Origin of the sequence: Akkermansia sp. UNK.MGS-1, assembly GCF_000980515.1 — a bacterium.
Taxonomy (GTDB): domain Bacteria; phylum Verrucomicrobiota; class Verrucomicrobiia; order Verrucomicrobiales; family Akkermansiaceae; genus Akkermansia; species Akkermansia muciniphila.
This window is the reverse complement of the sequence record NZ_LBCB01000012.1, coordinates 95548-120598: the sequence shown is the minus strand read 5'-3', so window position 1 is coordinate 120598 and position 25051 is coordinate 95548. Positions and strand designations below refer to the sequence as shown.

The window sequence follows — 25051 nt, the reverse complement described above, 5'->3', positions numbered from 1 at the left end:
GTTAATGAAGAGGTTTGACGGTGACGATTCCCGCAGTGACGGCTACCACTTCCACCGGGGTTCCGGAGGGCAGGGGATGTTCCCCTTCCTGAACGGCAGGGAGGTACAGCAGCTGGCTGGGATGGGCGATTGTAACTTGTCCGCCGCGTTGGAGGTTTCCGGGAATGCTGATGTAAACGGAGCCGGTCATTCCCTTGAGGGTTTCATAATTCAGGGTGCCGTCTGATTTAAGGCTCATAATGAAACGCATGGAGATGCCGATGATCAGGAACATCAGCACGCCGGTGAAAAAAGCCGCCGCCAGGGAAGCGGCCATCCCCCAGTCCAGACCCTGGGCGAGCACGCCGCCCCAGCCGAAGCCCAGAAAAAAGCCGATGCCGGATTTGATGGACAGCAACCCTACGTCCGCTCCGCCGGAATCCGCATCAAAGTCCAGATCATGTTCCCCCAGCCCGAACAGGGACAGGAGAAACAGGAGCGCTCCCACGCCCGTCGCTACTACGGCGATGATAAAGAAAATGGAGTAATCAGTCATAGGGTGGATTGATTATCGGGAGTATCCATGTTTGGAGGCTGCTTGTCTATGGAAAAAGAGCGGCGGCCGGATATTTGGCCGCCGACGGAAGGGGAAAAATCCCTGCAACTTGTTTTTCTTCCACGCTTATTCCATTTCCACGACGGCTTTTTCTCCCTTTTTGAGTTCCAGTTCCCGGAGCAGCAGGAAGTCGTTGGTCAGCAGGCCTGCCTTTTCAATGGGAGTGGCAGTTCCTCCAATGGTGACGGTGGCCTTGCCGGCGTTGATCCGATTGGGGAACCAGACTCCCAGGCGACCTTTGGCGTCTTTGTTGGCTGTGACGGTGAACCCTTTGGAGGCATCTGCCGGGTCATTCCAGTCGATATGCCACGGGGACGGAGCCCGGGATTCGTCCAGGCGCGCCGTCCAGGCGGGGTCTCCGTAAAAGGCCACGGTATCCCGATCGTGGATAAGCCCCAGCTGGTCCTTGCCCATGCCGTATCCGGCGGAGTTCATGCCCCTGGCAAAGTCCGGATCATTCTTGATTCCATTGATATCCGGGGAGTTGAAATGGACGTCCATGAGCTTGGGGAAGCGGGTCATGGTCTCATCCAGAATGAACTGGTTGTTCAAATACCAGGCTTCCGCCAGGCTGGAGGCGTCATGGTTGCTGAACAGAAGGCCTAGCGTCCCCCAGCCGCCCTTGCCATACCAGGAAGGGACGGTGTAGCCTACCAGCTGGTTGAAACCGTAGCGGCTCAGGGCGGTGACAGCCATGGAATTTTTCGTCTTCTTGGCATCTCCGATCAAGCAGTTCCCCGCCGCGACCCAGACTGCCGGAACCGGCCTGGTTTCAATCACCGGCGCTTTAATTCTATTAAGGAAGGAGAGCAGGTCGTCTTCCTTTCCGTTGAAGAGCACGCCGCGCAAAAAAGTGGTGAATTCCCTGAACTGTTTTTTGTCCAGCGCGTAGAACCGGTTGTTACCGGAAACGATGAGGCCCTTGCCGAAGGGCATTTCCAGATTAAACTGGGTTGCGTGGGAGGCCGTTACGAAGAGCTGCGGGGAATAACGTTTCCAGTATTCCATAAGCTTGGGCGTTACGCCCAGCGTGGTTTCATCCCCCTTGTCCTGTTCTTTCAGGCCTTTCGTGTAGAAAGCCGGCGTCACTTTGCCCTTGGAACCATGCTGTTCCAGGTATTGGAAGGGCTGCCAGTCCGTGATGCTCATGCTGTCTTTGAACCGGGAGGAATCCACATTGGTTGTTCCCATGGCGCGGCTGATGACGAGAGGCTTCGTTGCAGAGGCTATTCTCATGGCGGCCTGGGGGGTGTATCCTGTGACAATGCCCCAGATACAGTCTCCGTAAGGGTCGTCGTCCAGCCGGCGGCTCAGGCGGTGCAGGTCATTCACCAGCACCCGGTCTATTTCCTCCGGGCGCGCGACGACGGCCATGAAGCGGGGAGCCATTTTTTTAAGCGTGTCCAGCCTGGAGAATACGGAATCCTTCACGGTGACGATGGTGCCTCCGTGTTTTTCAGCCAGTTTGTCCGCTACGGCCTTCCAGTCCGGCATAGCGGCTGTTTTTTCGGAAATAACGATGGCATATCCGTTCTTGCCGGAGTCTTTGTTGACAGTCTTTATGACGGTGGTGCGAACGCAAAAAGCCGCCGGAGAGACGGCGGCTTGGGGAGAGTCGGCTTTGTCCGCCTGCTTTTCAGCAGGCGGAGTTTCCGCAGCCGGGTGATCCGGCAGAATGTTCAGGTTGAGATGCTCTCCCTTGCCGAAGATGTCTTTGGCAAGTTTGTTGACCTCTTCCACGGTGATGGCTTTTACGTCCGGAATGCTTTCCCTCTGCTGGTTCAGCCGTTCCGGCCTGGCCTGGGAGTCTTTCAGCAGGGATGTCCAGTAGCCGTTGTCGCGCTGGGCGCGGTCCATGGAGTTAAGAATGGGATTACGGGCACGGTCCAGTTCCTCCTGGGTGATATTTCCCTTGCCGAGGTCGTCCGCAATTCTGGCGATGGCGCTGCGCACAGCCTCCTTATTGCGCATGACGCCGGAACTCATCGTGATAATATAGCCGTCATCCGGATAGGTTTCACTGATATTGAGGCCGGTGGAAGGGGAGTAGGTTTCCCCCATGTCTTCGCGCAAGCCCTTGAATACGCGGTCATAGAAAACTGCCTTGAGCATGTTCAGCCTGCGGGCCAGCTTTTTATTTTCTCCGCCGGGCGTTTTCCAGAAAAGGCAGACCATCGTTTTATCAATGGAGGAGTCATAGGTCAGGTCCTTGGAGAAATTGAAGTCCGCCATGGCCGGATGGCGAAGCGTTTCATCCAGCGTTGCCGGAGCTTCCGCACGTTTGGGAACTGCGCCTACGGTGCGTTCCAGCAGGGGGATGATGTCTTCCGTCCTGAAGTCTCCCGTAACGGTCACTTCCATGTAGTTGTTTTTCAACGGGGCATCCACCCAGTCCCGCACGTCCTTGATCTGGTAGGAGGTAAGCTGTTCCTGAGTGGGGAAGGTGAACCGGGGATTGTTCCTGTAAAGGATGGCCGGAACCTGCTTCTTCATGGCTCCCTGTACTTCATGGTCCATCTTGTTATAAATCATGGGAATGGCCCGCCGGAGCAGGGTAACGCCGTCCTGGCGGTAACCTGGGTGCATCAGGTAGGCCGTCTGGAGCTGGAGTTGCGTTTCCAGGTCTTCCCTGTTGGTGTTTCCGGAAAGCAGGAAGAAGCGGTCCGTCATGGAGAAGCCTACCCCTACCTTCTTGCCTGCCATGATGGCGGCCAGTTCGTCATTGGAGTGGTCTTTCAAACCGCCGCCGTTCATGACGGCATTCGCAAAAAGTTCCAGCCCGGAGGCCTTTTCCGGCCTGCTCAGTTCCCCTCCGTCCACGGCAAAGGTGATGTTGATGGAGTCCTTGTCAAATTCCGTGGGCTTCAGGTTGACGCGCACGCCGTTGGACAGGGTGAGCTGGGTGACTCCCAGGTCGGTGGTTTCCGTACGGGCCGTCACCTTGCCGGGATCCCCGAACTTATAGGAAAAATCCTTGCGGCCGTCCGCCTGGTAGGGCTGTACTTTAGCGGTCTGGGATTCCCGGTACGCTTTCATGATTTCGGCGCTTCCCTGGGAGTTTTCCTTATTGGAAGTGACGATCACGCGGGGAAAGGCTCCGGTCCAGGCTTCCTTCAGGGCTGCCTGGCATTGTTCGGGTGTCAGGTTTTCCACAACTTCCCTGGAGATGGCCCAGTCTTCCTGCGGCGTGGTGAAGACCTTGTCCCGTGCGGCGCTCTGGGCGATGGCGGAAGCCAGGTCTTCCGACTTGGCGGTAGCCCAGGACTTGATGGCGTTTTCCGCGGCGGCGGTAATGTTGCTGCGGGCCTCCGCCAGTTCTTCCTTGTTGAAGCCGAATTCAATGGCCCGGCGCAGTTCCTGTTCAATGGCGGCCAGAGCCGCTTTCCAATTCTTGTAGTCCGCCTGGGTCTGAATGGAATCCACTTCCGCCGCTTCCACTATGTCCGCGCGGCCTCCTTCCGCGGAGATAAAGGGGCAATCCGCATTCTTCGCCATCTTTTCCAGACGGCGGTTCAGCATGGCGTAAGCCACATTCAAGGGGATATCTTTGTTGCGGTTGGCGACGGTATCCGGCTTGTTCACGTAGGGGCGGGCGATGTTGATGCTGGCTTCCGTGCTGGTGGCCTCTTTGTTGGTAATCCAGTGGGCGGTGGTTTCCGTAGCCGTTTTAAGCGTGCCCCGGTCCGTCTGGAAGGAGTAGTTGTCCTTCTTCATGGAGCCAAAATACTTTTCCACCCAGGCTTTTCCCTGTTCCGGTGTGATGTCCCCGGCGATGACGAGCTGCATTTGGCTGGGTACGTAGTGAGTCCGATAATAGTTGATAAATTTTTCCCGCGGCGCGGTGCGGATTACTTCCAGCGTGCCGATGGGATAGCGGTCGGGAATGCGGGTTCCGTCCAGCATGATGGAGAAGACTTCCTTCATGACCCGGTAACCGGCGGAGTCACGCACCTTGTATTCGCTGGTGATGATGCCGCGTTCCGCGTCAATGGCGCTTTCTTCCAGCAGGGCTCCGTCCGCAAAATCCCGCATGATGGTGAAAGCCAGGTCCACGGTGGATTCCTTCATGCTGGGCACGTCCATCATGTACACGGTTTCGTCAAAGGCGGTGTACGCATTTGCGTCCCCTCCCAGGCCCAGGCCTTCTTTCTGCATGGCGGGAATCATTTCCCCGCGCTTGAAATGGGTGCTTCCGTTGAAAACCATGTGTTCCAGGAAGTGGGAAACGCCCTGGATGTCATCCGTTTCATTCAGAGAACCCGTGTTGACGCGCAGGCGGATGCTGAACCGGCCCTTGGGTTCCGCATTCGGGCGGATGAAGTAGGTCAGGCCGTTGGCGAGTTTCCCCTTGATAAGCTGGGGGTCCTGCTTGGGAATGCCTGCCGCCGTTTGCATTGAGGCAGCCTGAATCTTGTTTTCTGCTGCGGCTCCGGCCGGCGAATAGGACGGAAACAGGCACGCAGCAGCCAGAATGGAGGTGATGGTAAATGCCTTCATGGGAAAATACTGCCTTTTTGTTTCACACGATTTTCCGGGCAAGTCAAGCGGCCTTCTCTGCATAAAAGAGGTGAATTTCCGGAAAACCTCAGGAAACGTGAACCATGTCAAAGGGACGAAGAAGGCATCCATTCATCCCGTGGGCGCGGTTCTGAAATTCCGCAGATGCGGTCTACACAACGTTCCCATGCCTCCCGGCCCTGGTAAATTTCCACCTCAATGCGCAGGAAATAGATAGGAACCTCCGGGTTTTCCTCCGGTTTTTCCAGCCGCACGGCATCCTTCTCCGTAGTTACGATCATGTCCATGGCCCGGTCTGCGCAGCGGTCGTAAAATTCCTGCAATTCCGTTTGTTCAAACCAGTGGTGGTCCGGAAACCTGCGGCAGATTTCCACGTGGGCGCCCAGGGAGCGCAGGGAGTTTTCAAAACTTTCCGGACGTGCGATGCCGCTGAGGCACGCCACCCATTTCCCCCGGAGGGCCTCCAGAGGAAGGCGTTCCCCCGTGAACACATTTTCCAGATACCGGGGGCCGTGGTCGCTCACGATGATGTCCGCCACGGGATTGTACTTCCTGATGGCGGAGATCAGCTCATCCTGTGGCTTTCCGCCGCATTTGGTCAGAATGATGTAACTGGCGCGCGCCAGACTGCTCCTGGGTTCCCGCAGGGTGCCGCGCGGGAGCATGGCTCCGGTGCCAAAGGGCGCGCCGCAATCCACCAGCACGATATCCAGTTCATGCGCCAGTTTCAAATATTGCATGCCGTCGTCCAGCAACAGGGTGTCGCACCCCAGGTGCTCAATGGCGAAGATGCCGGACTTGATGCGGTTTTTGTCCACCAGCACCGCCACGCCGTCCAGATTTTTGGCGAGCATGAAAGGTTCATCTCCGGAATGCAGGGGGCCCAGGTAGCGCGTTTTCCCGTCGCTGGCGATTTTGGGAAGATTTTCCGGCAGCCTGCCGTCCTTGTCCCTCCATTCCTGAGGTTTATCCAGCTCTGAGCTCTTGTAGCCGCGTGTCAGGATGGCTACTTTGCGCCCGCGCCGGGTAAGGGTGCGGGCCAGCAGTTCCACCACCGGGGTTTTTCCGGTTCCTCCCACGGTGATGTTGCCCACGCTGACCACCAGCATTCCCAGCCTGGCCTGCCTGGCGATGCTGGAATGAAACAGATACAGCCGTGCCAGAACCACCAGCCTGAACAGCCAGGAGGCGCCGCGCAGGATCATGCGCATCATGGCGGCGCGGAATCCCTTGGCACGGCCGAAGATGACTTCCGTCCCCCACTCTTCAAATTCTTCCGATCTGGATTTCATGGCAAGCCCGGCGGCGTTCCTGGAAACTCCTTCAGTGGAGGATGCGGTGGCAGCTGTCGCAGTAAACGGTCTCGTGGCCGCCCAGCACTTTCATGCGGGCGTTGTCCGTGATAACCATGTGGCAGCCGCCGCAATGGCCTTTTTCATCCATTGGCACAATGACCGGAACCCCCTTGCTTCTGGTCATCCGTTCATATTCCCCCAGGGAATTTTCCGGAACGGCGGCGGCCAGATCCGCGCGTTCCGCATTCAAGTGGTTCAGGAGCTCCTTGTCCGTCTCTGCCGTCCGGTCAAAGCGCGCGAGCGTTTCCTCCAGTTCACGCTGGGCGTCCCGTGCACGGCGGATTTTCTGCTCCATGTCCGTTTTTGCTGTTTCCAGGCGCTCCATCAATTCCAGCTCTGAGGTTTCCAGAGAGTCAATAGCGGCTTCCGTTTTTTCCACCTCCTGGATGCACATCTGGTATTCCTCGTTTTTCCGGGTGTTGGACTGAAGGGTTTTCATTTTGCCGATGTAGGTGCGTTTGGTTTCAACGGCGGCCTCCACGTCCCGTATGCTTTTTTCAATGCCTGCCACTTCCTGTTTGGCGGCCAGGGCCTTCTGCTTGATGGCCTCCATCTGCTTCAGCAGGCGTGTTCTCTGTTCCGGCAGGGAAGCCAGCTCCTTCCGGAGTTTGGAAATCCGCACATCCTTTTCCTGAAGGATCAGCAACTGGTCTAAATCGGCATGATTCATCGCCTGCCACCCTAGCATGCCCTGTCGGGGGGGGAAAGATTTTTTCTTGGCTCCGGGGCGGCGGTTCTGCCGCTTGTTGACGGTGCGGGGAAGTCTGAGAAATATTTTTCTGTTCTCTGCTAAGTATTTCAAGCAGGGCTTTCTGTTGTGTCGGCGTGCTTCCCTTCGAGGTCTGGGGCATGGAAAATTCCGCGTACTGCCGCGACAGCCGGTCTTTTTTCTCCTGGTTCCGCCAGGAAAGGAAGGCGCATATGGCAAGGGCGCAGACGCAGAAGATTGCCAGGACCATGTATGAATGGCGGTTGGAGGGCATGGAGGAAGGGAACTGCCCTGCATTATAGAAAAAACTGTCTTCCGTTCAATGTAAATAAACAGGCAGGGGAAGACGGCGTTTGCGGGGGAAGAATTTCTGTTCCTGTCTGCCCTGAGCGGAGAACGCTTCCAGAAAGCCGGGAATGTTCAGGGAGAAAGCTTGTGTTGGCCGTCCGGGATGAATGGCCGATGATGCTGGGTGAATGGGGAAAGAGGGGGACAACGGACTTTTCGGGTCATGCTGCTTCCGTCCGGATGTTTTTCCTTTGCAGAAAGGACCGTTTAAAAACCCAGGGCTTCCTTCTGCCAGTTCAACAGGGTGGAAACGCCTTTTTCCCTGTCTTCCGCAATAGCTTCCAGAGAGGCCCGGGTAATCAGGAAGGAGCCTTCCATGCCCAGTTCTTCAGCTTTTTCATCCCTGAGTTTGCACAGGCGGGCCAGATTGTCCTCAAATTGGTCGGAATGTTGCCGGCGCTGAATGCGGGGCCGGCATGGGTAGTCTTCTTCATCCAGCAGGTAGAATTTCTGGAGCGCATTCATGAACCGGCTGCGCCTGTGGGCATGAAAACGGGGCGGGGGCGCCACGGTGCGCTGTTCCTGGAGAGCCACGCTCCACTGGATGAGGTCAGCATTGGAGCAAACCATGAACGCGGGTTTGTCCCACGTTTTGGCTTCCGCATCACGCCAGGTCCACATTTCCCGGAGGGCGGCCAGCCCCTTCCTGTTCAATTTGCCGCAGCCCTGGATGCGCCAGGGGTCCTGATGGCCTGCCAGATGGCGTTCCCGGGCGCGTTCCATGGAATGTCTGCAAATTTCTTCAAACCAGCCCATGCGTCCTTTTTCCCGGAGGGCGGCCGTCAGTTTGTCCGCCATGTCCAGCATGTAATTTACGTCGTTCAGGGCGTAAGTGACCATGGTTGGGGAAAGGGGGCGCCGCGCCCAGTCCGCCTTTTGGGAAGATTTGCTCAGGGTGATGCCGTGGAAGTGTTCCACCAGGGCTGCCAGCCCGAACTGGCGGAAGCCCAGCAGGCGCGCCGCCGTCTGCGTATCCCAGATCATGGCGGGCAGCGTTTCCCAGGCGTTTTGAAAGAGGCTCATATCGTAGTCCGCTCCGTGCATCCAGACTTCCGTTTCTTTCAGCCAGTTGTAGAAAGGCCCCATATCTTCGATAGAGAGAGGGTCAATCAGGCAGGAACCCGTTTCGTCCGCATATTGGATCAGGCAGATTTTTTCCTGATAGCGGTGCAGGCTGTCTGCCTCCAGATCCAGGACTACCCGTCCCGCGGGCTGTGCGGCGGCGCGTTTGCGCCATTCCAGTAATTCCTCTTTCTCGCTAATCATCTTATTGCAACGGAGCGGGATTGAACCATGTATCCGGACGCCGGGCAACTGGAAATGCAAAAAAAGTGCTGATGGGGCAATCATGTATTGCCTATTTCCCGGAAATAGGGCACGAAGGTAGGCGTATGGACGAGGAAGCCACAGCAACCGGACGCAACCACGGAGAACAGCCTTTGGATGAACTGATGAAGCGCTGGCATCTGACCAATCACGACCTGGTGGAAATTTCTCCGGAGCAGCTTACCCACAAGCAGGTCCAAAAAGCCCGGCAGGGGCGCCAGCTTACCCTGAAAATGATGCAGAAGGTATGCCGTGCCTTGAATGTAGCCATCTGGGAACGGCTCACCCCCATGCAGAAAGAGCAGTACTTCGAATACATGCACAAGCATGTGTTCAGCTATGCCAAGGGATATGATCCGGCCTGGAAAGACCCGAACATGGACATGATGGCCTGACCCCGGATTCCGTTACCGGGCGGATTTTGCTTGCTGCCAGCGTGCCTCCATGGCCTCCGCAGAAGCTTCTTCCAGGGAAAGACCGTCTTTGGCAAGCAGCCGTTCCATTTCGTTGAAACGCCGCTCAAATTTTCTGTTTGCTCCGGCCATGGCCGTTTCCGGGTCGATTCCTTTTTTCCTGCACAGGTTGACTACGGAAAACAGAAGATCCCCCAATTCTTCCGCGACGCGGGGGTCTTCCTCCGGTGCGGAAAGAATTTCCCCGCATTCCGCGGTTTCTTCCTTCACCTTGTCAAGGGCGCCTTGGGCGTCCGCCCAGTCAAATCCTACTTTGGCGGCTTTTTTCTGGAGCTTCCATGCCTGGAGCATGGGCGGCAGCCCCTTGCCTGTTCCATGCAGGTATGGGGTTGTTTCCGCCCCCTTTTCCCGGCGTTTGATCTTGTCCCACTGAGCTAATACGGCATCCGTCGTGTCCGCCTTGGACTGGGCAAATACGTGGGGATGGCGGCGGACGAGTTTTTCGCTTACTTCCGCAGCCACGTCATTGAAATCGAAACGCCCTGCTTCCTGGGCAATCTCCGCATGAAAAACCACTTGAAGCAAAACATCGCCCAATTCTTCCCTCAGCTGCGTCCAGTCATTCCGCTGAATGGTGTCCACGACTTCATAGGCTTCCTCGATCATATTGGAAATCAGGGAATGGTGGGTTTGCTCCGCGTCCCAGGGGCAGCCGTGGGGCGCGCGCAGACGTTTCATGATGGCGATGAGGCGCTGCATTTGAAGGGCAGGCTCGCGGCATTCGATCATTTCAGTGTCGTTCATGACGGAGCCATACTAATCGCGCAAGGGCGGATGACTAGAAAAAATTCCTCTTTACCCGAAACGCTTCTTCCTTACACTCGCCTCCATGGAAGTTCACACGTGGAAAGAACGCACGGAAGAGGGAACCCTGGTGTACAGGGCATGCCACCATGCCGGCAAATGGAAGCTGGAGTGCGCCCCCAAGGTGGGCCGTGCGGAACGTGACGATGTGGAATGGGAACACGTGGAATTAACGCGGGCGCACTGGGTGACCCTGCGTGGTGTGCTGTGGCGTAAATACCAGCGCAAGCGGTGCCCGTGGCGTTTCATTGAAACCATAGACAAGCTTCTGGAAGAGATGCCGGAAGAGGAGGGTGCCGATTCCCCCGATGGGAAGGGCGGACGATAGGAGCCTCTTTCAACTTTCTGCCGTGCGGGGAATGCTGAGGTCGGTTGTCAGGGAATGGCTTTCCTGGGTGTATCCTTTTGTCTGCGAGTTATGCGGCCGCGGCGGCCTGGATGGCTGCCATGTTTGCCCGGACTGCCGCGGAAGTTTCGTGCCTGTCGAGCCTCCCTTCTGTGCCGTCTGCGGGGAACCGGCGGAGGGTTCCTTCATCCCGTCCGGATTATGCCGTCGCTGCGCGGTAGCTCTCCCCTCTTTTGAGGAAGCCCGTGCCGTGTATGTGAATACGGGATCATTGCGGGATCTTCTGCTGGCTTTCAAATATGGGGGAGCCGTTCATCTGGCCGGCTCCTTCGCGCAGATGATGGCAGAGGCAGTGCGTGGAAATCCTCACTGGTTCGGCGGGAAAAAACGCCTGATCGTTCCCGTGCCCATGCACTGCGGCAAACAGGCTCGAAGGGGGTACAACCAGGCGCAGGAACTGGCGGTTCTGCTGGGAGAGGAACTGGGCTGGCCGTATGCCGGCGTGCTGAAACGCCTGCCGGATACGCTTCCCCAGGCCAGCTTGTCGCGGGAGCAGCGGCTCAGACATGCCCGTAAAATTTATGCGGCGGATGAAAAAAGGATGAAACGCAGCCCCGTCAGGGGCAGGGATGTGCTGCTGGTGGATGATGTTTTTACGACCGGAGCCACGGCAGACTCCTGCGCCCGTCTGCTCCTCCGCTCCGGGGCTGCTTCCGTCTGCGTGCTGACGCTGGCGCGGACGCATCATGCATGGCGCGGCTGAACCGGAATTTTCTTTCAGCCCGCCTGTTTCCTTTTTACAATGGCAGGCATGAATCCGGAGCTGATGTTTCATACGGAAGATGAAGTCATGTTTTATGATACGGACTGCGGCGGGGTGGTTCATAACCTGGCCTATTTGCGCATGATTGAGGCCTGCCGTACCAAACTTGGCGCTAAATTGGGAATGGATTACAAAACCATGAGCGATTTGCAGCAGTTTGCCGTAGTGGTGCGCCATGAGATTGACTATGTGCGTCCGGCCGTTCTGGGAGACACCATTTTGACGACGGGATGGCTTCAATCCGTGGACCGGGCCCGCTTCTGGTGCGATTTTGAAATGAGGCGCGCTTCCAATAATGATCTTCTGGTCAGGGCTCATCAGCAGCTAGCCCTGGTCCAGATGCCGCAGGGGCGTCCTGTGCGTATTCCTGCCGAATGGCGTGCGAGATGGCTGGAATGCATGGAATCCTGATCTTTTTTTGTCCATCTTCCATTTTACGCTTGCCATGAAAGGGGGGGTGGTGTTTACTGCTTGCGCCCTTCCAGCAAGGGTAAGTGCTTGGGTAGCTCAGTTGGTAGAGCAGTAGACTTTTAATCTATTGGTCCCGGGTTCGAGTCCCGGTCCAAGTACCATTCCTTTTTTGAAACCCTGTGGACTCAATAGTTTACAGGGTTTTCTCTTTCTTGTTTCAGATGCAGAAAATGGCCCAAGTGCTATCTGTTTCACTTACAGGTTAATAGCATTATATGGCGGTAACCGTTCTGGTTAAAAAGATGGAAGTAGTTGATTGTAAATAGGCTGGAATATATATATCCCAGGAAATTTTTAAGGGATATGGCGTTGGGCGTAGCAGGCTATTCTGTCCGTACTGCCGTCATGGGAATCCATCCCGGACGGCGCGTTCTATTTCATGAAACAACAGGAAATGGTCCTTTAAATGGTACAACCATGATTTAACGTCGGCCAATTCATGGGCTTCCAGCATGGTGACGGGCGAAATGAACGGATTTTTTTTAACGGCGATTTCGATAAGCCCGATGATTTCATTTCTCTTGCTCAGGACGGGAATGGCCAGATACTGCATGTATTTTTCCTCCGGAGGCTGGTTGCGCTTCCGGAAAAAGCTGCGCTGCACTTCTTCCGGGCTGGAAAGAACCAGGGGGCTGAGGTGGCGTTCCGCGAATAATTGTTCATCCAGCATGGCGGGTGTTTTCGTTACGGGCCGCGGAGGCTGTGCCAGCAGGGAAGGGGTGTCGTTATTGTGTTCTCCCTGTGCGTAGCCTGTAACGTGCAGCAAGGTTTGGTCTTTCCTCCGCTCTGCCTGAATATAAAGCACTTCAAAGACAAGGGAGTTTTTATATTCAGCCAGCGCAGCGGCAATGGTGGAGCACAGGAACAGGCAGGCTCCGTTGAAGCTTTCCGTCGTCCCCCTTGAACCGTCCGTTTTTGCCTCCCGGCAACTTTCTCCATTCAGTTTATTGGCGAAGTTTTCGTATTCTCCGCTCAGGGCGGCGTAAGTTTTTTTGTAAGGAGCCGCACTGCGGTTTTTCAGGGCGCAGGCATGTTCCCTGGTTTCCCGGTTTCTGTTGAGCAGTCTCTGGTATTCCACATGCCATACAATGAAAGCGGCGCCCAGAATGATCAAAAGGACTATTTTCCCCGTATTGGCTCCTTCCATGGGAGTTCCCCCGATGATGGAGATCACGACAACCAGAATAGGCTGGAACAGATTTGCTTTTTTGAGGAAAGAGGGCTCTTTGAACATAAAAAGACGCTGTGCAAGTTTTGTTAAAGGTGTGTTATGAATTGATTATCAAAAATATTCCATATCTGGTGTGACGGCAGTACAGAACGGAGGTAAGGTGCAGAAAGGTTTTTTCTTATGGCATTTTAAATTAAGTTTATTTACAATCAATGAGTTTTTTGCTAATTTAGAAGTATTCTAATACGGTATTTCTTTGAATGATAAGGATTCTTTTATTCCAATAATTGTTAGGAAAAAAGAAGAATTTTCCTTTTGGGAAATGATTTGGTAAACAGCGGTGTTTTGTCTAGTTTTAACCTTATAAAGGAATTATTTTTGATTACAGGGCAAAAAATAGGGCATAGGAAAAATCCGAATGAAGAAGCGGATTTTTATGCAATTCCCCTTCATGGGAAAGGATGGCAAGGAGTGTGAAAATAATGAATGGTTCCCGGAATGCCCGGGAGGCAGGAATGTTGCCGCGGACGGGAATAACTGTTATTCCCTGCTTTTTCTTTCCCGGTGAATCACGTGCCGTTTTCCGTTACTTGAGGAAACGGAAATCAGAATTTTCTTCCGGAAGGGGATTCCCATAGAAACGTTTAGGGCGCGTATGCCCATTTTCCTGCCGTGCCGTGTCATTCGGCATGGTTTTCCGCCGCCCATTTCCTGTACTGCGCGGACAATTGTTCTACAAGCGTCTGGTGCCTGGATGCCAGATTTTTCTGTTCCGTCCTGTCCCTGATGTCGTACACCTGCCAGGGGCCTCGGTTGGGGGCCACCAGCTTGAATTGACTTGTCAGGGCCGCCCGGTTTCTCTGATGTTCCCAGAAGATAGTGCGGGGAGGGCAGGTATTGGGAATGAAGTCCCACACCTTGGACGGAGGAAGTTTCGGAGGATTATTCCAGTAGGTGTTGAGCGGCTTGCTGTCCATATGGGCCGGAATTGGGAGAGCGGCCCACGCAAGGCAGGTTGGGGCGATGTCCTGGAGCAGGAAAGGCGAGTGGTAGCGCGATTCCGGACGTATTTTGGAAGGGTAGCGAATGATGAAGGGGGCGGACAGCCCTCCGTCAAAGGTTTCTATTTTATACTGGCGGTAAGGGGTATTGGACACAGCCGCCCACATGGGGCCGTATCCGTCCTTGCATCCGACTTCTCCCAGCGGGCCTGTGGGGAGGGTAGTCTTCTTGTTTTTATTGTTCTGGGGCATTTCCGCTGTTGCGCCATTGTCTGATAAAAACATGACGATGGTATTGTCACTGAGGCGGTGACGTTCCAGGGACGCGAGAATGCGGCCTATGCCGCGGTCCATGATAACGATTTGGGCGGCGTAGGTGGCCATGCATTCGGCAATATAATCCTTCCGCTTTGCGGAAGTTTTTTCATAGCCTTCTGGATTGAATTTACCGGCCATGCCCAGTTTGGCGGCAGGAGGGACGATTCCCAGCAGCTTTTGTTTTTCCAGTCTTTTGGAAGCAATGGCATGGGGGGATTTGCCGTTGTAGAACGGGAGCATTTTTTCTATTTCCCTCCGGGGGGCCTGGAGGGGTGTATGCGGAGCCGTATAAGCCACGTAAAGGAAGAAGGGCTGCCTGCTTTTGACGGCATCGTCAATATAGGCCAGAGCCGTTTTGGTGATATCGTCCGTCATGTAGAAATCCTCCGGCAGATCCTCCGGACGGAGCAGTTTCCCGTTTTCACCGAAGGGTCTGTCCGGCATGGGCCTGTAGTAATCTGCCGCTCCACCCAGCAAACCGCGGGAACGGTCAAAGCCGCGGTCCCATGGGTAGGATCCCCGAACTTTTCCAAGATGCCATTTCCCGGAAAGATAGGTACGGTATCCCGCTTTTTTCAGAAGTTCCGGCAGGGTGGGGATACCCGGGTTCAGGCGTCCGCGGTAGCCGGGGCGCCCGCTGTCGTCATCCAGGAGCCCTACGTCCACCTTGTGAGGTTCGCCGCCGGTCATGATGGAGGCCCGGGAGGGTGAACAGCGGGAAGCGGTGTAGAGCCGGGTTGCCAGCATCCCCTGTCTGGCCAGGGTATCCAGGGCAGGAGTGGGTATTTCCGAACCGTAGCAGCCCGGGTCGGACCATCCCATGTCATCAGCCAGGATAAGGACGATATTAGGCCTGTCCGCCAGTGAAGGGACAAGGGTAAGCAACCAGAAGGCTATGCTGGACATGATGGAGGAACGCAGGGTAGAGCACATGAAAGGAATATGGAATATCATATATAATAAGCGGAACCGCTATTGATTCTTGCAGCAGGAGGAAAAAACAGGCCGTTCCGGAAAGATCCGTCCTGCGTATGCCTGTTTTTGCCGGAGGCCTTCTCCTGCGGCTGAATGTCTTTTCTGCGTGATGAAGCGGTGCCGGAAGAGGCGGCCTCCCTACCACCATAGGATGGCGCAAAGCAGAATGGCGGCTCCATAGGCCATTCCTCCCAGGCAAAGAGGCGTCCACCAAGCAGGTTTGGAGCATATTTTATTGACCATGTCGCGGTACAGGTAGGGCTTGCCTATCCAGAGAATCGAAAGGAAAATGACGATGTAACACCAGATGGGAATAAGGAGCCTGGTCACTGGCTCCTGAAGGAAGGCGGCACTGAGCAGGGGAGCTGCCACCATCAGGCCGAAGATGCCCAGCGCCCGTGGAAAGAGCAGGTTTTTCACCTGCGTGACCATCAGCACCAGAAAGACGGGGCATGCCAGCTGGAGCAGCCAGCGGATACCTTCAAATTCCGCCAGCCCCACCCGAAAGCGGCTCAGCACGCCCAATCCTTCGGGAGCCACCAGCAGAAAGAACCAGAACAGGCCGCCGGCCAGCAGAATCTGAGCCAGCAGGTGGTTGCGCGGAGACGCCAGCAGAAAAGCCTGCACCTGCTGCCTTTTTACCAGCGCATACAGGTGGACCAGCAACAGAACGGTTCCCAGGATATACCCCGCCACAGACAGTGGTATCATTCCATCGTACGGATGCAGGAAGGGAGCATGCTGGTTCATCTGGACGCTAACCTTAATGATTATCCCGGTTTCGTAAAGGCGAATCAGTGGGAGTAGGAAGAAAATTCCACTGGATTGCCGGCAATGGTCCGGCAGCTTCCCGCCCGCGCCGGGCGGAGAAACAAGGGGTTCAGGAACCTTGGGTGACTTTGTTAAGCGTAGGGTCCTCAACGGGGGATATTTTCCCGTCCGCATAAAGCACCATGATTCCTCCCTGGTGGCGTTCAAGGGCCGGGACTACGATTTCCTCAAAATCCTGTTCCGTGATGACGCTGCGCCCGTCAATCGGGATGCCGTCGCTGATCCAGGGTTTGCCCCGCAGGGCCTGGCCGCGCGCCACATTCATAGGACGCCCCTTCCGGTTGTCCAGCCAGCTGGTGTAGGAAATGGTGTCCGGCCCGGCGGGAAGGTTGGCATCCTCCGCTCCGAGGATTTCCGGACGCTTGTCGTTTTTGCAGCGGAACGTGTCCGGGAGCATGTTGGGTTCCTTGGCGTTCCGGGCGATCAGGTCGGGTTGTTCCGCATTAACGATGGGCGCCAGGGCGTCCCACCAGTTCCGGCATTCCCTGGCGCTCAGGAGGCTGTCTTTCATGCCGCTGGAGGGCAGTTTTCCGCCGTTCTGGCCTGCGAATTCCTTGCCCCAGTCGCTAATGCGGCGCAGGTTGTCCGTACAGCGCGTTCTGGCTGCCGTTTCCGTGGCATGGGAATAAATGCTGTAGGAGACGCCTGCCAGCAGGGCAATGATGGCGATGACTACGAGAACTTCAATGAGTGTGAAACCTTTGCTGCGTGGGGTAAGTAAGCGGGTTTTCATGATTTCCCGCCATTATGCACGATTTAGGCTGCTTGAAAAGGCAGAAACTGCGCTCTTGGGTGAAAAGAGCGAGGCCGGTGCTCCGGAGATGAAAAAGGCCGGTCCCGTGAAGGACCGGCCTGTAGAAAGGGTGGAGCCGGATTCCACTTATTTGGCGGAAGTTACCAGAGCAGCGAAGGATTCCGGCTTCAGGGAAGCGCCGCCAACCAGAGCCCCGTCAATGTCCGGCTGGGCCATGAGTTCCTCCACGTTTTCCGGTTTTACGGAGCCGCCGTACTGGATGCGCACCTTGGCGGCGGCGTCTGCTCCGAAGACGTCGGAAATAACCTTGCGGATAAAGGAATGGGCTTCCTGGGCTTCCTTGGAAGTTGCGGTCAGGCCGGTGCCAATGGCCCAGACGGGTTCATAGGCGATGACCAGGTTGGATACCTCCTCCGGGGTGAGATCCTTGAGGCCGCCCTTGAGCTGGATTTCCAGCACGGGTTCCAAAATGCCCCCCAGGCGTTCGTCCTTCGTTTCTCCGATGCAGAAAATGGGGGTGATGCCTGCGGCGATGGCCTTCTTGATTTTGGAGTTGATAATGGCATCCGTTTCTCCGAAATATTGGCGGCGTTCGCTGTGGCCGAGCACCACATACTTGAGGTTCAGTTCATTCAGCATGCTGGTGGAGATTTCACCGGTATAAGCTCCGTTGTCGTACTGGGAGACGTTCTGGGCTCCGGCGGTGATGCAGGAGCAACCGCCCAGAGCGTTCTGCACGGAGGGAATGGTGGTGAAGGGAGGGATGATGACCACGTCACACGCGACGTCTTTCCCCTTAATGAGGTTTTTGAAGCTTTCGATGAACTGGGCGCCTTCGGCGGGGCCGATGTTCATCTTCCAGTTGGCGGCAATGATGGGTTTGCGGGACATAATGGAATGATATTAATCAGGAACACGCATTGTTGACAAATTGAAGCTGAGGTCAAGCACAGATCAAAAGGGCCGCATACGCGCCGTCCGATTTTTCCTCGTGGGGAAGGATAAGTTTTTCTTCTTTCAGCGTCCATTCCGGATGGTTCTGCAAAAAGTCCCTGACCAGCAGTCCGTCTTCCTCCGCGTCAATGGAACAGGTGGAATAAACCAGTCTGCCGCCCGGTTTGACGGCGCGGGAGGCATTTTCCAGGATGGTCTTCTGGAGTGCGGCCAGGCGACGGATTTCCTCCGGAGTCAGGCGCCAGCGCACGTCCACGCGGCGTTGGATGACTCCGGTGTTGGAACAGGGAACGTCCAGAAGCACGGCGTCAAAGCGGCCCTTCCATTCCGTGCGGCAGGGAAGGGACCAGTCCGCCTGCGCCGTCCTGACGAAGGGGGATCCCTGCCTGTCCAGGTTTTCCTTCAGGATGGGCAGCCGGTGTTTGTGGAGATCCGTGGCGGTCAGGCGGGCTTTGCCTCCGGTAGCGGCGATGATGGCTGCGGATTTGCCGCCGGGGGCGGCGCAGGCGTCCAGAATCTCCTCTCCGGGCTGGGGGGCTAGCAAATCAATGGAATAACGGGTGGAAGGGTCCGCCACGTAAAGGGAGCCTGTTTTAATTTCCTCCAGCGGCAGAAGGCCTTCCACGGAGAACCAGCCGGGCGCGCGGTCCAGCGGTGCGAGGGAGGCCGGAATATTTTTCATGGGTATCAAAGGATTGGCGCGCACATACAGGCGCGGTGTGGTATTGTTCCAGCGGAGCAGGTCGCGGGTCATTTGCGGCCCCATTTGTTCCGTCCATCTCTGTACCAGCCATGCGGGGGTGGAATAATGAATGGAAAGCGGAAGTTTTTCCCGGTCCTCCAGAATGGTTTTCTCCCGCCGCAAAGCGTTGCGCAGGATAGCGTTTACCAGTCCTCTCAGGCGTACGGACGCGAGATTCACGGTTTCATACACAGCGGCGTGGTCCGCCATGCCCAGCAGGAAAAGCTGGCTCAACCCCAGTTGGAGAATAAGACGCGCTTCCACGTCCAGCTTGCCTTTCCGGAGGGTTCCGATGACGTGGTCAAGCCAGGTCTGGTTGCGCAATACGCTGAAGACCAAAGCCTGCACCAGATGCCTGTCTGCCGGTGGAAGCGCAGCTCGTGAACATTCCCGGTCCACGAGGGTTTCCGCAAAGGAGCGGCCTGCATGCCAGCTCCTCAGGCAATTCAGTGCTGTCTGGCGGGGGGAGGGGGGATTGTTCTTCACCGGGGAACTCTACATGCGGAACGTTCAGGTTTCAACCTGCAAAAACGCCCGGCGGAAAAAGGGGGACGCCGGATCGGTTCCGGTTTTCACCTGTCTTTTCTGGGGCTGCCCACTTCCTTCCTGTAAATGGCCCGGAGTTTTTCCAGCTGGTCTTTCCTTGTTCCCGCAAGATTATTCCTTTCTTCAGGATCCCTGCCTATGTGAAAGAGGAACGGTTTATTTTGTTTTTGCGTAAGCTTCCAGCCGTCTCCCGTGATGACGGTGTGATCCACGACTACATAATCGCGCTGCCTGGAGGAGTTGCCGGACAGTATATCCATATAGGAAACGGCATCTTTGCCTTCCGGCATGCGGATCCCCGCAAGATCGGCGAAAGAGGCCATATGGTCGTAATTGGCCACCAGGCTGTGGCAGACCTTTCCATGGGGCAGCGTGCCGGGCCAGGAAATGATAAGGGGAACGCGGATGCCCCCTTCATGGCTGGTCCATTTCAGGCCGGCCAGATTGGCCATGGCGTTGTTTGGCCCAACGCGGCCGCGGCTGCCGCGGAAAACATCCAGCAGTTCCCCGGTGCCGTCTAGGACGCCTCCGTGGCAGTCGGGCCCGCGGCCGCGGCCTTTATCCGTACGGTAGTAAAGTTCATGCCCGTTGTCGGAACTGAAAATGATAATGGTGCGCTTGTCCAGGCCCAGCTTGCGCACCTGGTCCACGATGGCTCCGACCTGCCTGTCCAGCTTGTCCACCATGGAAGCGTATTCTTCTGCCGCTCCGGAGCATTCCCTGTTGGTTCCGCTGGCATTGCCATAGGCCTGGCGGATGGCAGGGGAGCCCGCGTACGTGTTTTCTTCCGGAGGAATATCTACCGGGCCGTGGGGAAGGTTGGTGGAAAAAAAGATAAACATGGGCCTGTTCCGGTTTTCCTCCATGAAACGAAGGGTTTCCGCCAGCATCACGTCCGGAGCGTAGGTGACTTTGCCTTCCCTGTTGCCTCTTCGTTTTTCTGTGGCTCCCGGACTGTAGTCTTCCGGAGTTTTGCCTCCGTCGGCATGGGTGTTGCCTTTCAGGGGGAGGCGTTCGCCGTCTTTCCAGAGGAAGGAGGGATAAAAGCCATGGGCCCTCTGATGGTCCATGTACCCTACATAGCGGTCCCAGCCGTGTCTTTTCAATTCTCCGTGCCATGTGGTGAATCCCCATTCCAGCTTGCCGAACTGTCCCGTGACGTATCCGGCCTTTTTCAGCAATTCCGGGAGGAACACTTCTCCCTCGGCGGCCTTGATGCGTACTGCCCGTGCCGCTTTCTCTTCCAGTTGCTCATTGGACCAGCCTTCCCGTTCCGCCGTGATGACCAGGGCTCCCGCTGTCTGGGTGTAGGAATGGGAGTGGCTGTCGTGCACGCCCATAAGCAGGGAAGCGCGCGCCGGGCAGCAATATTGGCTGCTGTAGCACCGGGTGAACATGATGCCCTGGCTGGCCAGGCGGTCGATATTGGGTGTTTTCACGATTTCCTGGCCATAGCAGCCCAGCATGCCCATGCCCAGGTCATCCGCATAAATAAAAATGATATTGGGTTTGAAGGCCGCGGCGGATGCCAAAAACGGAGAGAGCGAAAATGCAGCCGCCAGAAATGCGTGTGAAAGAAATCCCATAACGGTCACTACGCAGGAAAAGAAAAGGTTATTGCAAAGAAAAAACCGTCCGGAATACCTTTTCCGGACGGTTTGATAAAGAGTGGTACCGTTACGGGCGCTTAATTGCCGTAGGGTTTGTTGACACGGCTGAATTGCTTCAGGCGCAATCCGTTGAGGTGGATGAACCCTTCCGCGTCGTTCTGGTTGTACAGTTCCTCGTGGCCGCCTTCCATCGTGGCGATTTCTTCGGAATACAGGGACTGCGGGGAACGGCGTCCGGCGTACATGACGTTGCCCTTGTAAAGCTTCAGGCGTACTTCCCCGTTGACGGTTTCCTGGGATTTGGTTACCAGGGCCTGGATGGCCTCGCGTTCCGGTGCAAACCAGAAGCCGTTGTAAACCAGCGTAGCGTATTCCGGGATGAGGGAGTCGCGCACCTTTTGCACTTCCCGGTCAATTGTAATTGTTTCAATATCGCGGTGGGCCGCCAGCAGGATGGTGCCGCCGGGAGTTTCATAAATGCCGCGGCTCTTCATGCCCACAAAGCGGTTTTCTACGATATCCACGCGGCCGATGCCATGCTTGCCGCCCAGGGCGTTCAGCACGTACATGACGCCCAGGGGGCTGAGCAGGGTATACCCGTCGCGTTCTCCTTTCGGGGTGACGCCCAGTTCTTTCAGCAGAACGTCGAGACCATCGTACTGGATGCCGATGACATTGCCCTTTTCATACAGGAGCTGGATGTATTCGGCCTGGTCCGGAGCGTCTTCCGGGGAAACGGAAAGCTTGTACATTTCACGGTCGGCGGGGGTGGTGCCGTCGTACCAGGTATCTTCCAGCATCCCGGCTTCAAAGGAAATGTGAAGCAGGTTGCGGTCCATGGAATAAGGCTTTTTCAGAGACTGCCGGATCGGGATGCCGTGGGATTCCGCGTAGGCGATCATTTCCGTGCGGCCCGGGAACTGCTGGCGGAATTCGGGATCGCGCCACGGGGCGATGACCTTGATGTTCGGGGCCAGGGCATTGACGGCCAGTTCAAAGCGTACCTGGTCGTTCCCCTTGCCGGTGGCGCCGTGGGCGATGGCGTCCGCGCCTTCCCGGATGGCCAGATCCACCATGTCTTTGGAAATGCAGGGGCGGGCGATGGAGGTTCCCAGCAGGTAGCGGCCTTCGTAAAGGGCATTGGCCTGCATCATCGGGAAGATGTAGTTGGTGGCGAAGTCTTCCTTGAGGTCGCCGATGAAGCACTTGGAGGCGCCCGTCGCCAGGGCTTTGGCTTCCAGTCCGTCCAGTTCTTCCGCCTGGCCTACGTCTGCGCAGTAGGCGATGATTTCGGCATTATATTTTTCCTTGAGCCACTTCAGAAGAACGGAGGTGTCAAGGCCGCCAGAGTATGCAACTACGATTTTCATGTACGTCAATGATTAGTGTGCGGCGGCATGATGCCCCATTCCCCCCCCGGAGGAAAGGACAAAATCATGTTTCGCCGCGGGCTTTTTCCCGGAACCGCCGGAGACTGCTTTGATGAAACGGTTCCAAGCGGAGATGAACCGGCCTTACCGGGGAAAGCAACGCTCATTTCTTCCACAGCTTTTTCCGGAATTTACTCGGGATTTTTACTGGAACCCATTGGAAAACGGCACTCCGTACAAAATGCTGAAAATGTCGGCCCTTTCCGGTTTCCGTTCATGAATCCGGCAATCTTCGGCCATCATCCGGAACAGGAGTGAAACAGCCGCTTTCCTATATAAAGATAGCCATATCTTGCGTTCTTTTTGCATACTCTCACGGAAATTCCCAGCTGAAGCCTGTCCGGTGAACGGTTCCGCCGCCAGTCTGCGTAAATGGTGCAGTTCCCGGTCCTGTCCTCCCTGATGATGAATTTGATTGCGCAATGGATCTGAAACAGGCGGTGCGTGTAGGCAGAACTCCCCATGTCTTTTTTCTTCAATATTTACTGCAGGGACGGAGATAAGGGCCGTTTTTTACGACGGAGCTTCCCTGCCCGATCGCCGTTTTCATGCCGGAATATTTCTAGAAAAATTTTCAGAAAATGTCCTCCGAGCCCTGGGAGCGGGGTATTTTGCATGAACTTCTTTCAAATATGTTTCCTGGGGTGTTGGAGATAATGGTTAGGAAGAGTTAAATAAATTAGCTTCTTCCATCCTGTTGCGAATGTTCCGGATGCCTCCTCACGCGATATGTTTGTGAAAGAAACAGGTATTCAATTCCATGCGCAAAGACCGCCGGAAAGGTCGGATGACATTGAAAACGGCTTGAATTTGATAAAATCGAAAAAAAGCGCTTGATTTTTCATCCCCGTCCCTCTACTTATTCCGCCGAACTTATGGCTAAGAAGAGCTGGATCGCAAGAGACAAGAAAAAGGCTGAAACCGTCAAGCGCTATGCAGAACTGCGTGCGCAATTGAAGGCTGAGAAGGATTATATCGGTTTAACCATGCTGCCCCGCAATGCAAGCCCGACCCGTACGGTCAACCGCTGCCTTGTTTCCGGCCGCCGCCGTGCATTTATCCGCCGTTTCAAGCTTTCCCGTATTTCCTTCCGTGAACTGGCCAATGCCGGCATGATTCCCGGTGTGACCAAGTCCAGCTGGTAAGGACAGGAAAAGGTTGCAGCCTTATAAAGATTTTGACGCTAGGCTGATTTTTATTTAGCCTAGCGTTTTGCTATGCCCATATACGAGTATATTTCTGAAAACCCTGACGACCCCGGACAGTCCTGTCCGGTGTGCCGCCGCGGTTTTGAGTTGAGGCGTCCCGTGGACCGTGCTCCGCTTGAAAAATGCCTGGTGTGCAAGCATCCCGTGCGTAAGGTCATCAGCCGCATTAATGTGCCGGAGGTGACCAAGCCTCTTTCCGTTTCAGACGCCAAGGCTGCCGGATTCACCGTGCTGGAGCGCCGGGACAAGGGCGTTTATGAAAAACTGTGATGACAAAGTGCCGGGCAATATCTCTGCCTTCTTCTCCGAATATATTATTTGAATCAGAATGAATGATCCGGATCCTCTGAGTATTCTTGCGGCCTTCGGGGCCGCTGAAGCGCCCGGTGCAGGCCCGGCGCTGGGTGGGATGATGCTGGCAGTTGCCGGCTTTATCCTTTTTTTGTTGTTGAATGCGTTTTTTGCGGCAGGCGAGTTCGCCTTGATGAAGGTTCGTGAAAGCCAGCTGCACGCCGGGGAAGGTGTTCCGGCCCGAACCCGGAAAAAACTGGCCCGGGCGCGGAAGGCTGCCAAGCATCCTGATCTTTATTTGGCCGCCTGCCAGGCGGGCATTACGCTTTCTTCCCTGGCGTTGGGATTCCTGGGAACGTTTTTTGTATCGGAACTGACAGCTCCCTTTCTGGTCTCCCTGGGATTGGGAGGCATGGTTTCCGTTTACGGAATCGCTCTGGCCGTTACATTTATTTTCTTTGCCTGCTGCCAGGTGGTATTTGGGGAGTTTATCCCCAAGGCTATGGCGATGCGCCAGCCGGACAAGGCCGCCCTGGCGACGGTTCCCCTGCTGTATTTCTTTTATACGGTGTTCAGATATACGGGTATTCTTGGCCTGACGGGCGGAATGGCGCGGTTTGTGCTGAAATACCTGCTGGGCATAGACCCCCGTTCCACGGCGTGCACAGTGCACAGCACGGATGAATTGATGTATCTGGTGGAAGAAAGCGAACGTTCCCGCGAGCTGACGAAGCAGGAGGCTGAAATTTCCAAAAATGCCCTTGAACTGAACGATATGTGCGTCAAGGACGTAATGACCCCGCGCTCTGAAGTGGATGTGATGGATTTGACGGCTCCCTTTGAGGAAAACTGGGAGCTTGCCCGGAAATCCCGCCACACCCGGTTTCCGCTGGTGGAGGGAGACCACCTGGATGAAGTGAAAGGCTGGGTGCATGTCAAAGATCTGCTCAAACTGGTAGGACGGGAAAATCCGGATCTGAGGAGCGTGCGGCGTGAATTGCGCGTGGTGCCGGATACGATGCCCCTGGACAGCCTTCTCACGTTCTTTCTGAAAGAACATGCCCACTTTGCCCTGGTAGTGGATGAATTCGGTGATTCTATCGGCCTGGTATTCCTGGATGATGTGCTGGAACAGATTGTGGGGGATGACATTCAGGACGAGTTTGACCAGGAGGAAATGCGGGAGTTTGTGAAAACCGGCAAGGATACATATGCCGTCAATGGGGCTATTACCCTGTTTGACCTGGCAGATTACCTGCCTGAAATGGATTTGGATTGTCCGGGCGTTACTACGCTGGGCGGTTACGTAATCAGCCGGATGGGTTATATTCCGGAAGAAGGGGAGGAATTGCGGATTGGCCGCTACCGGGCTGTGGTGACGGGGTCTGACGGCAGGAGAATCACGCAGATTCTGCTGGCCCGCCTTCCGGAGGAACAGGAGGAGGAATAGCG

At 55.7% G+C, this 25051-nt stretch carries 21 protein-coding genes and 1 tRNA gene; 8 read left to right on the top strand and 14 right to left on the bottom strand.

Annotated features, from left to right (window positions below; translation table 11 throughout):
• Position 1: 1 nt before the first annotated feature.
• The 5 genes from WW58_RS08170 to WW58_RS08145 all read right to left on the bottom strand — a co-directional run bounded on the left by WW58_RS08170 (position 2) and on the right by WW58_RS08145 (position 8791).
• Complete coding sequence (locus WW58_RS08170; RefSeq protein ID WP_012419629.1) at positions 2 to 535, bottom strand: hypothetical protein; 534 nt, start codon at positions 533 to 535, stop codon at positions 2 to 4.
• A 126-nt stretch (positions 536 to 661) separates the two neighbouring features.
• On the bottom strand, positions 662 to 5092 hold the full coding sequence (locus tag WW58_RS08165) for a M16 family metallopeptidase (RefSeq protein ID WP_179219091.1): 4431 nt from the start codon (positions 5090 to 5092) through the stop codon (positions 662 to 664).
• Between the two features lie 107 nt (positions 5093 to 5199).
• Positions 5200 to 6405, bottom strand: coding sequence for a tetraacyldisaccharide 4'-kinase (gene lpxK, locus WW58_RS08160; RefSeq protein WP_046436791.1), 1206 nt, complete (start codon positions 6403 to 6405; stop codon positions 5200 to 5202).
• 31 nt (positions 6406 to 6436) lie between these two features.
• Entirely contained in the window at positions 6437 to 7270 is an 834-nt protein-coding gene (locus WW58_RS08155; protein ID WP_046436788.1) for a zinc ribbon domain-containing protein, read from the bottom strand.
• A 462-nt stretch (positions 7271 to 7732) separates the two neighbouring features.
• The gene (locus WW58_RS08145; protein WP_022198589.1) at positions 7733 to 8791 is read right to left on the bottom strand and encodes a ribonuclease D; all 1059 of its coding nucleotides are present in this window, start codon (positions 8789 to 8791) and stop codon (positions 7733 to 7735) included.
• 125 nt (positions 8792 to 8916) lie between these two features.
• Here WW58_RS08145 and WW58_RS08140 point away from each other — a divergent pair, with 125 nt between their 5' ends.
• Entirely contained in the window at positions 8917 to 9246 is a 330-nt protein-coding gene (locus WW58_RS08140; RefSeq protein ID WP_012419624.1) for a hypothetical protein, read from the top strand.
• 12 nt (positions 9247 to 9258) lie between these two features.
• Here WW58_RS08140 and mazG read toward each other — a convergent pair whose 3' ends face one another.
• Entirely contained in the window at positions 9259 to 10068 is an 810-nt protein-coding gene (gene mazG / locus WW58_RS08135; RefSeq protein WP_012419623.1) for a nucleoside triphosphate pyrophosphohydrolase, read from the bottom strand.
• A gap of 85 nt (positions 10069 to 10153) precedes the next feature.
• Here mazG and WW58_RS08130 point away from each other — a divergent pair, with 85 nt between their 5' ends.
• The 4 genes from WW58_RS08130 to WW58_RS08115 all read left to right on the top strand — a co-directional run bounded on the left by WW58_RS08130 (position 10154) and on the right by WW58_RS08115 (position 11869).
• Positions 10154 to 10456, top strand: coding sequence for a hypothetical protein (locus tag WW58_RS08130; protein ID WP_046436786.1), 303 nt, complete (start codon positions 10154 to 10156; stop codon positions 10454 to 10456).
• A gap of 31 nt (positions 10457 to 10487) precedes the next feature.
• Positions 10488 to 11237 (top strand): ComF family protein, encoded by a 750-nt coding sequence (locus WW58_RS08125; protein ID WP_164917384.1) that lies wholly within the window; start codon positions 10488 to 10490, stop codon positions 11235 to 11237.
• A gap of 48 nt (positions 11238 to 11285) precedes the next feature.
• Positions 11286 to 11708 carry an acyl-CoA thioesterase gene (locus WW58_RS08120; protein ID WP_233425945.1) on the top strand — a complete coding sequence of 141 codons (423 nt, stop codon included), beginning with the start codon at positions 11286 to 11288 and terminating at the stop codon, positions 11706 to 11708.
• A gap of 85 nt (positions 11709 to 11793) precedes the next feature.
• Positions 11794 to 11869, top strand: a tRNA-Lys gene (locus WW58_RS08115).
• Between the two features lie 242 nt (positions 11870 to 12111).
• Here WW58_RS08115 and WW58_RS08110 read toward each other — a convergent pair.
• The 8 genes from WW58_RS08110 to WW58_RS08070 all read right to left on the bottom strand — a co-directional run bounded on the left by WW58_RS08110 (position 12112) and on the right by WW58_RS08070 (position 22040).
• Positions 12112 to 13002, bottom strand: coding sequence for a hypothetical protein (locus WW58_RS08110; RefSeq protein ID WP_046436784.1), 891 nt, complete (start codon positions 13000 to 13002; stop codon positions 12112 to 12114).
• Between the two features lie 617 nt (positions 13003 to 13619).
• Positions 13620 to 15191: a sulfatase-like hydrolase/transferase gene (locus WW58_RS13320; protein ID WP_180975841.1), complete on the bottom strand. Its 1572-nt coding sequence runs from the start codon at positions 15189 to 15191 to the stop codon at positions 13620 to 13622.
• A 180-nt stretch (positions 15192 to 15371) separates the two neighbouring features.
• Positions 15372 to 15983: a hypothetical protein gene (locus WW58_RS08095; RefSeq protein ID WP_012419616.1), complete on the bottom strand. Its 612-nt coding sequence runs from the start codon at positions 15981 to 15983 to the stop codon at positions 15372 to 15374.
• 130 nt (positions 15984 to 16113) lie between these two features.
• Positions 16114 to 16797 carry a type II secretion system protein gene (locus tag WW58_RS08090; RefSeq protein WP_012419615.1) on the bottom strand — a complete coding sequence of 228 codons (684 nt, stop codon included), beginning with the start codon at positions 16795 to 16797 and terminating at the stop codon, positions 16114 to 16116.
• Between the two features lie 147 nt (positions 16798 to 16944).
• Complete coding sequence (gene tpiA, locus WW58_RS08085; protein WP_046436777.1) at positions 16945 to 17709, bottom strand: triose-phosphate isomerase; 765 nt, start codon at positions 17707 to 17709, stop codon at positions 16945 to 16947.
• Between the two features lie 52 nt (positions 17710 to 17761).
• Complete coding sequence (locus WW58_RS13315; RefSeq protein WP_102758738.1) at positions 17762 to 19000, bottom strand: RsmB/NOP family class I SAM-dependent RNA methyltransferase; 1239 nt, start codon at positions 18998 to 19000, stop codon at positions 17762 to 17764.
• A gap of 86 nt (positions 19001 to 19086) precedes the next feature.
• Positions 19087 to 20646, bottom strand: coding sequence for a sulfatase-like hydrolase/transferase (locus tag WW58_RS08075; RefSeq protein ID WP_046436775.1), 1560 nt, complete (start codon positions 20644 to 20646; stop codon positions 19087 to 19089).
• A 101-nt stretch (positions 20647 to 20747) separates the two neighbouring features.
• Complete coding sequence (locus WW58_RS08070) at positions 20748 to 22040, bottom strand: argininosuccinate synthase (protein WP_031930340.1); 1293 nt, start codon at positions 22038 to 22040, stop codon at positions 20748 to 20750.
• 935 nt (positions 22041 to 22975) lie between these two features.
• Between WW58_RS08070 and rpsN the strand changes: the two genes are divergently transcribed.
• From rpsN to WW58_RS08045, 3 genes are all read left to right on the top strand, one after another.
• Complete coding sequence (gene rpsN / locus WW58_RS08055) at positions 22976 to 23245, top strand: 30S ribosomal protein S14 (RefSeq protein ID WP_012419610.1); 270 nt, start codon at positions 22976 to 22978, stop codon at positions 23243 to 23245.
• 72 nt (positions 23246 to 23317) lie between these two features.
• Positions 23318 to 23578, top strand: a complete 261-nt coding sequence (locus tag WW58_RS08050; RefSeq protein WP_012419609.1) for an FmdB family zinc ribbon protein — start codon at positions 23318 to 23320, stop codon at positions 23576 to 23578.
• A 58-nt stretch (positions 23579 to 23636) separates the two neighbouring features.
• Positions 23637 to 25049: a hemolysin family protein gene (locus tag WW58_RS08045; RefSeq protein WP_031930337.1), complete on the top strand. Its 1413-nt coding sequence runs from the start codon at positions 23637 to 23639 to the stop codon at positions 25047 to 25049.
• Positions 25050 to 25051 lie beyond the last annotated feature (2 nt).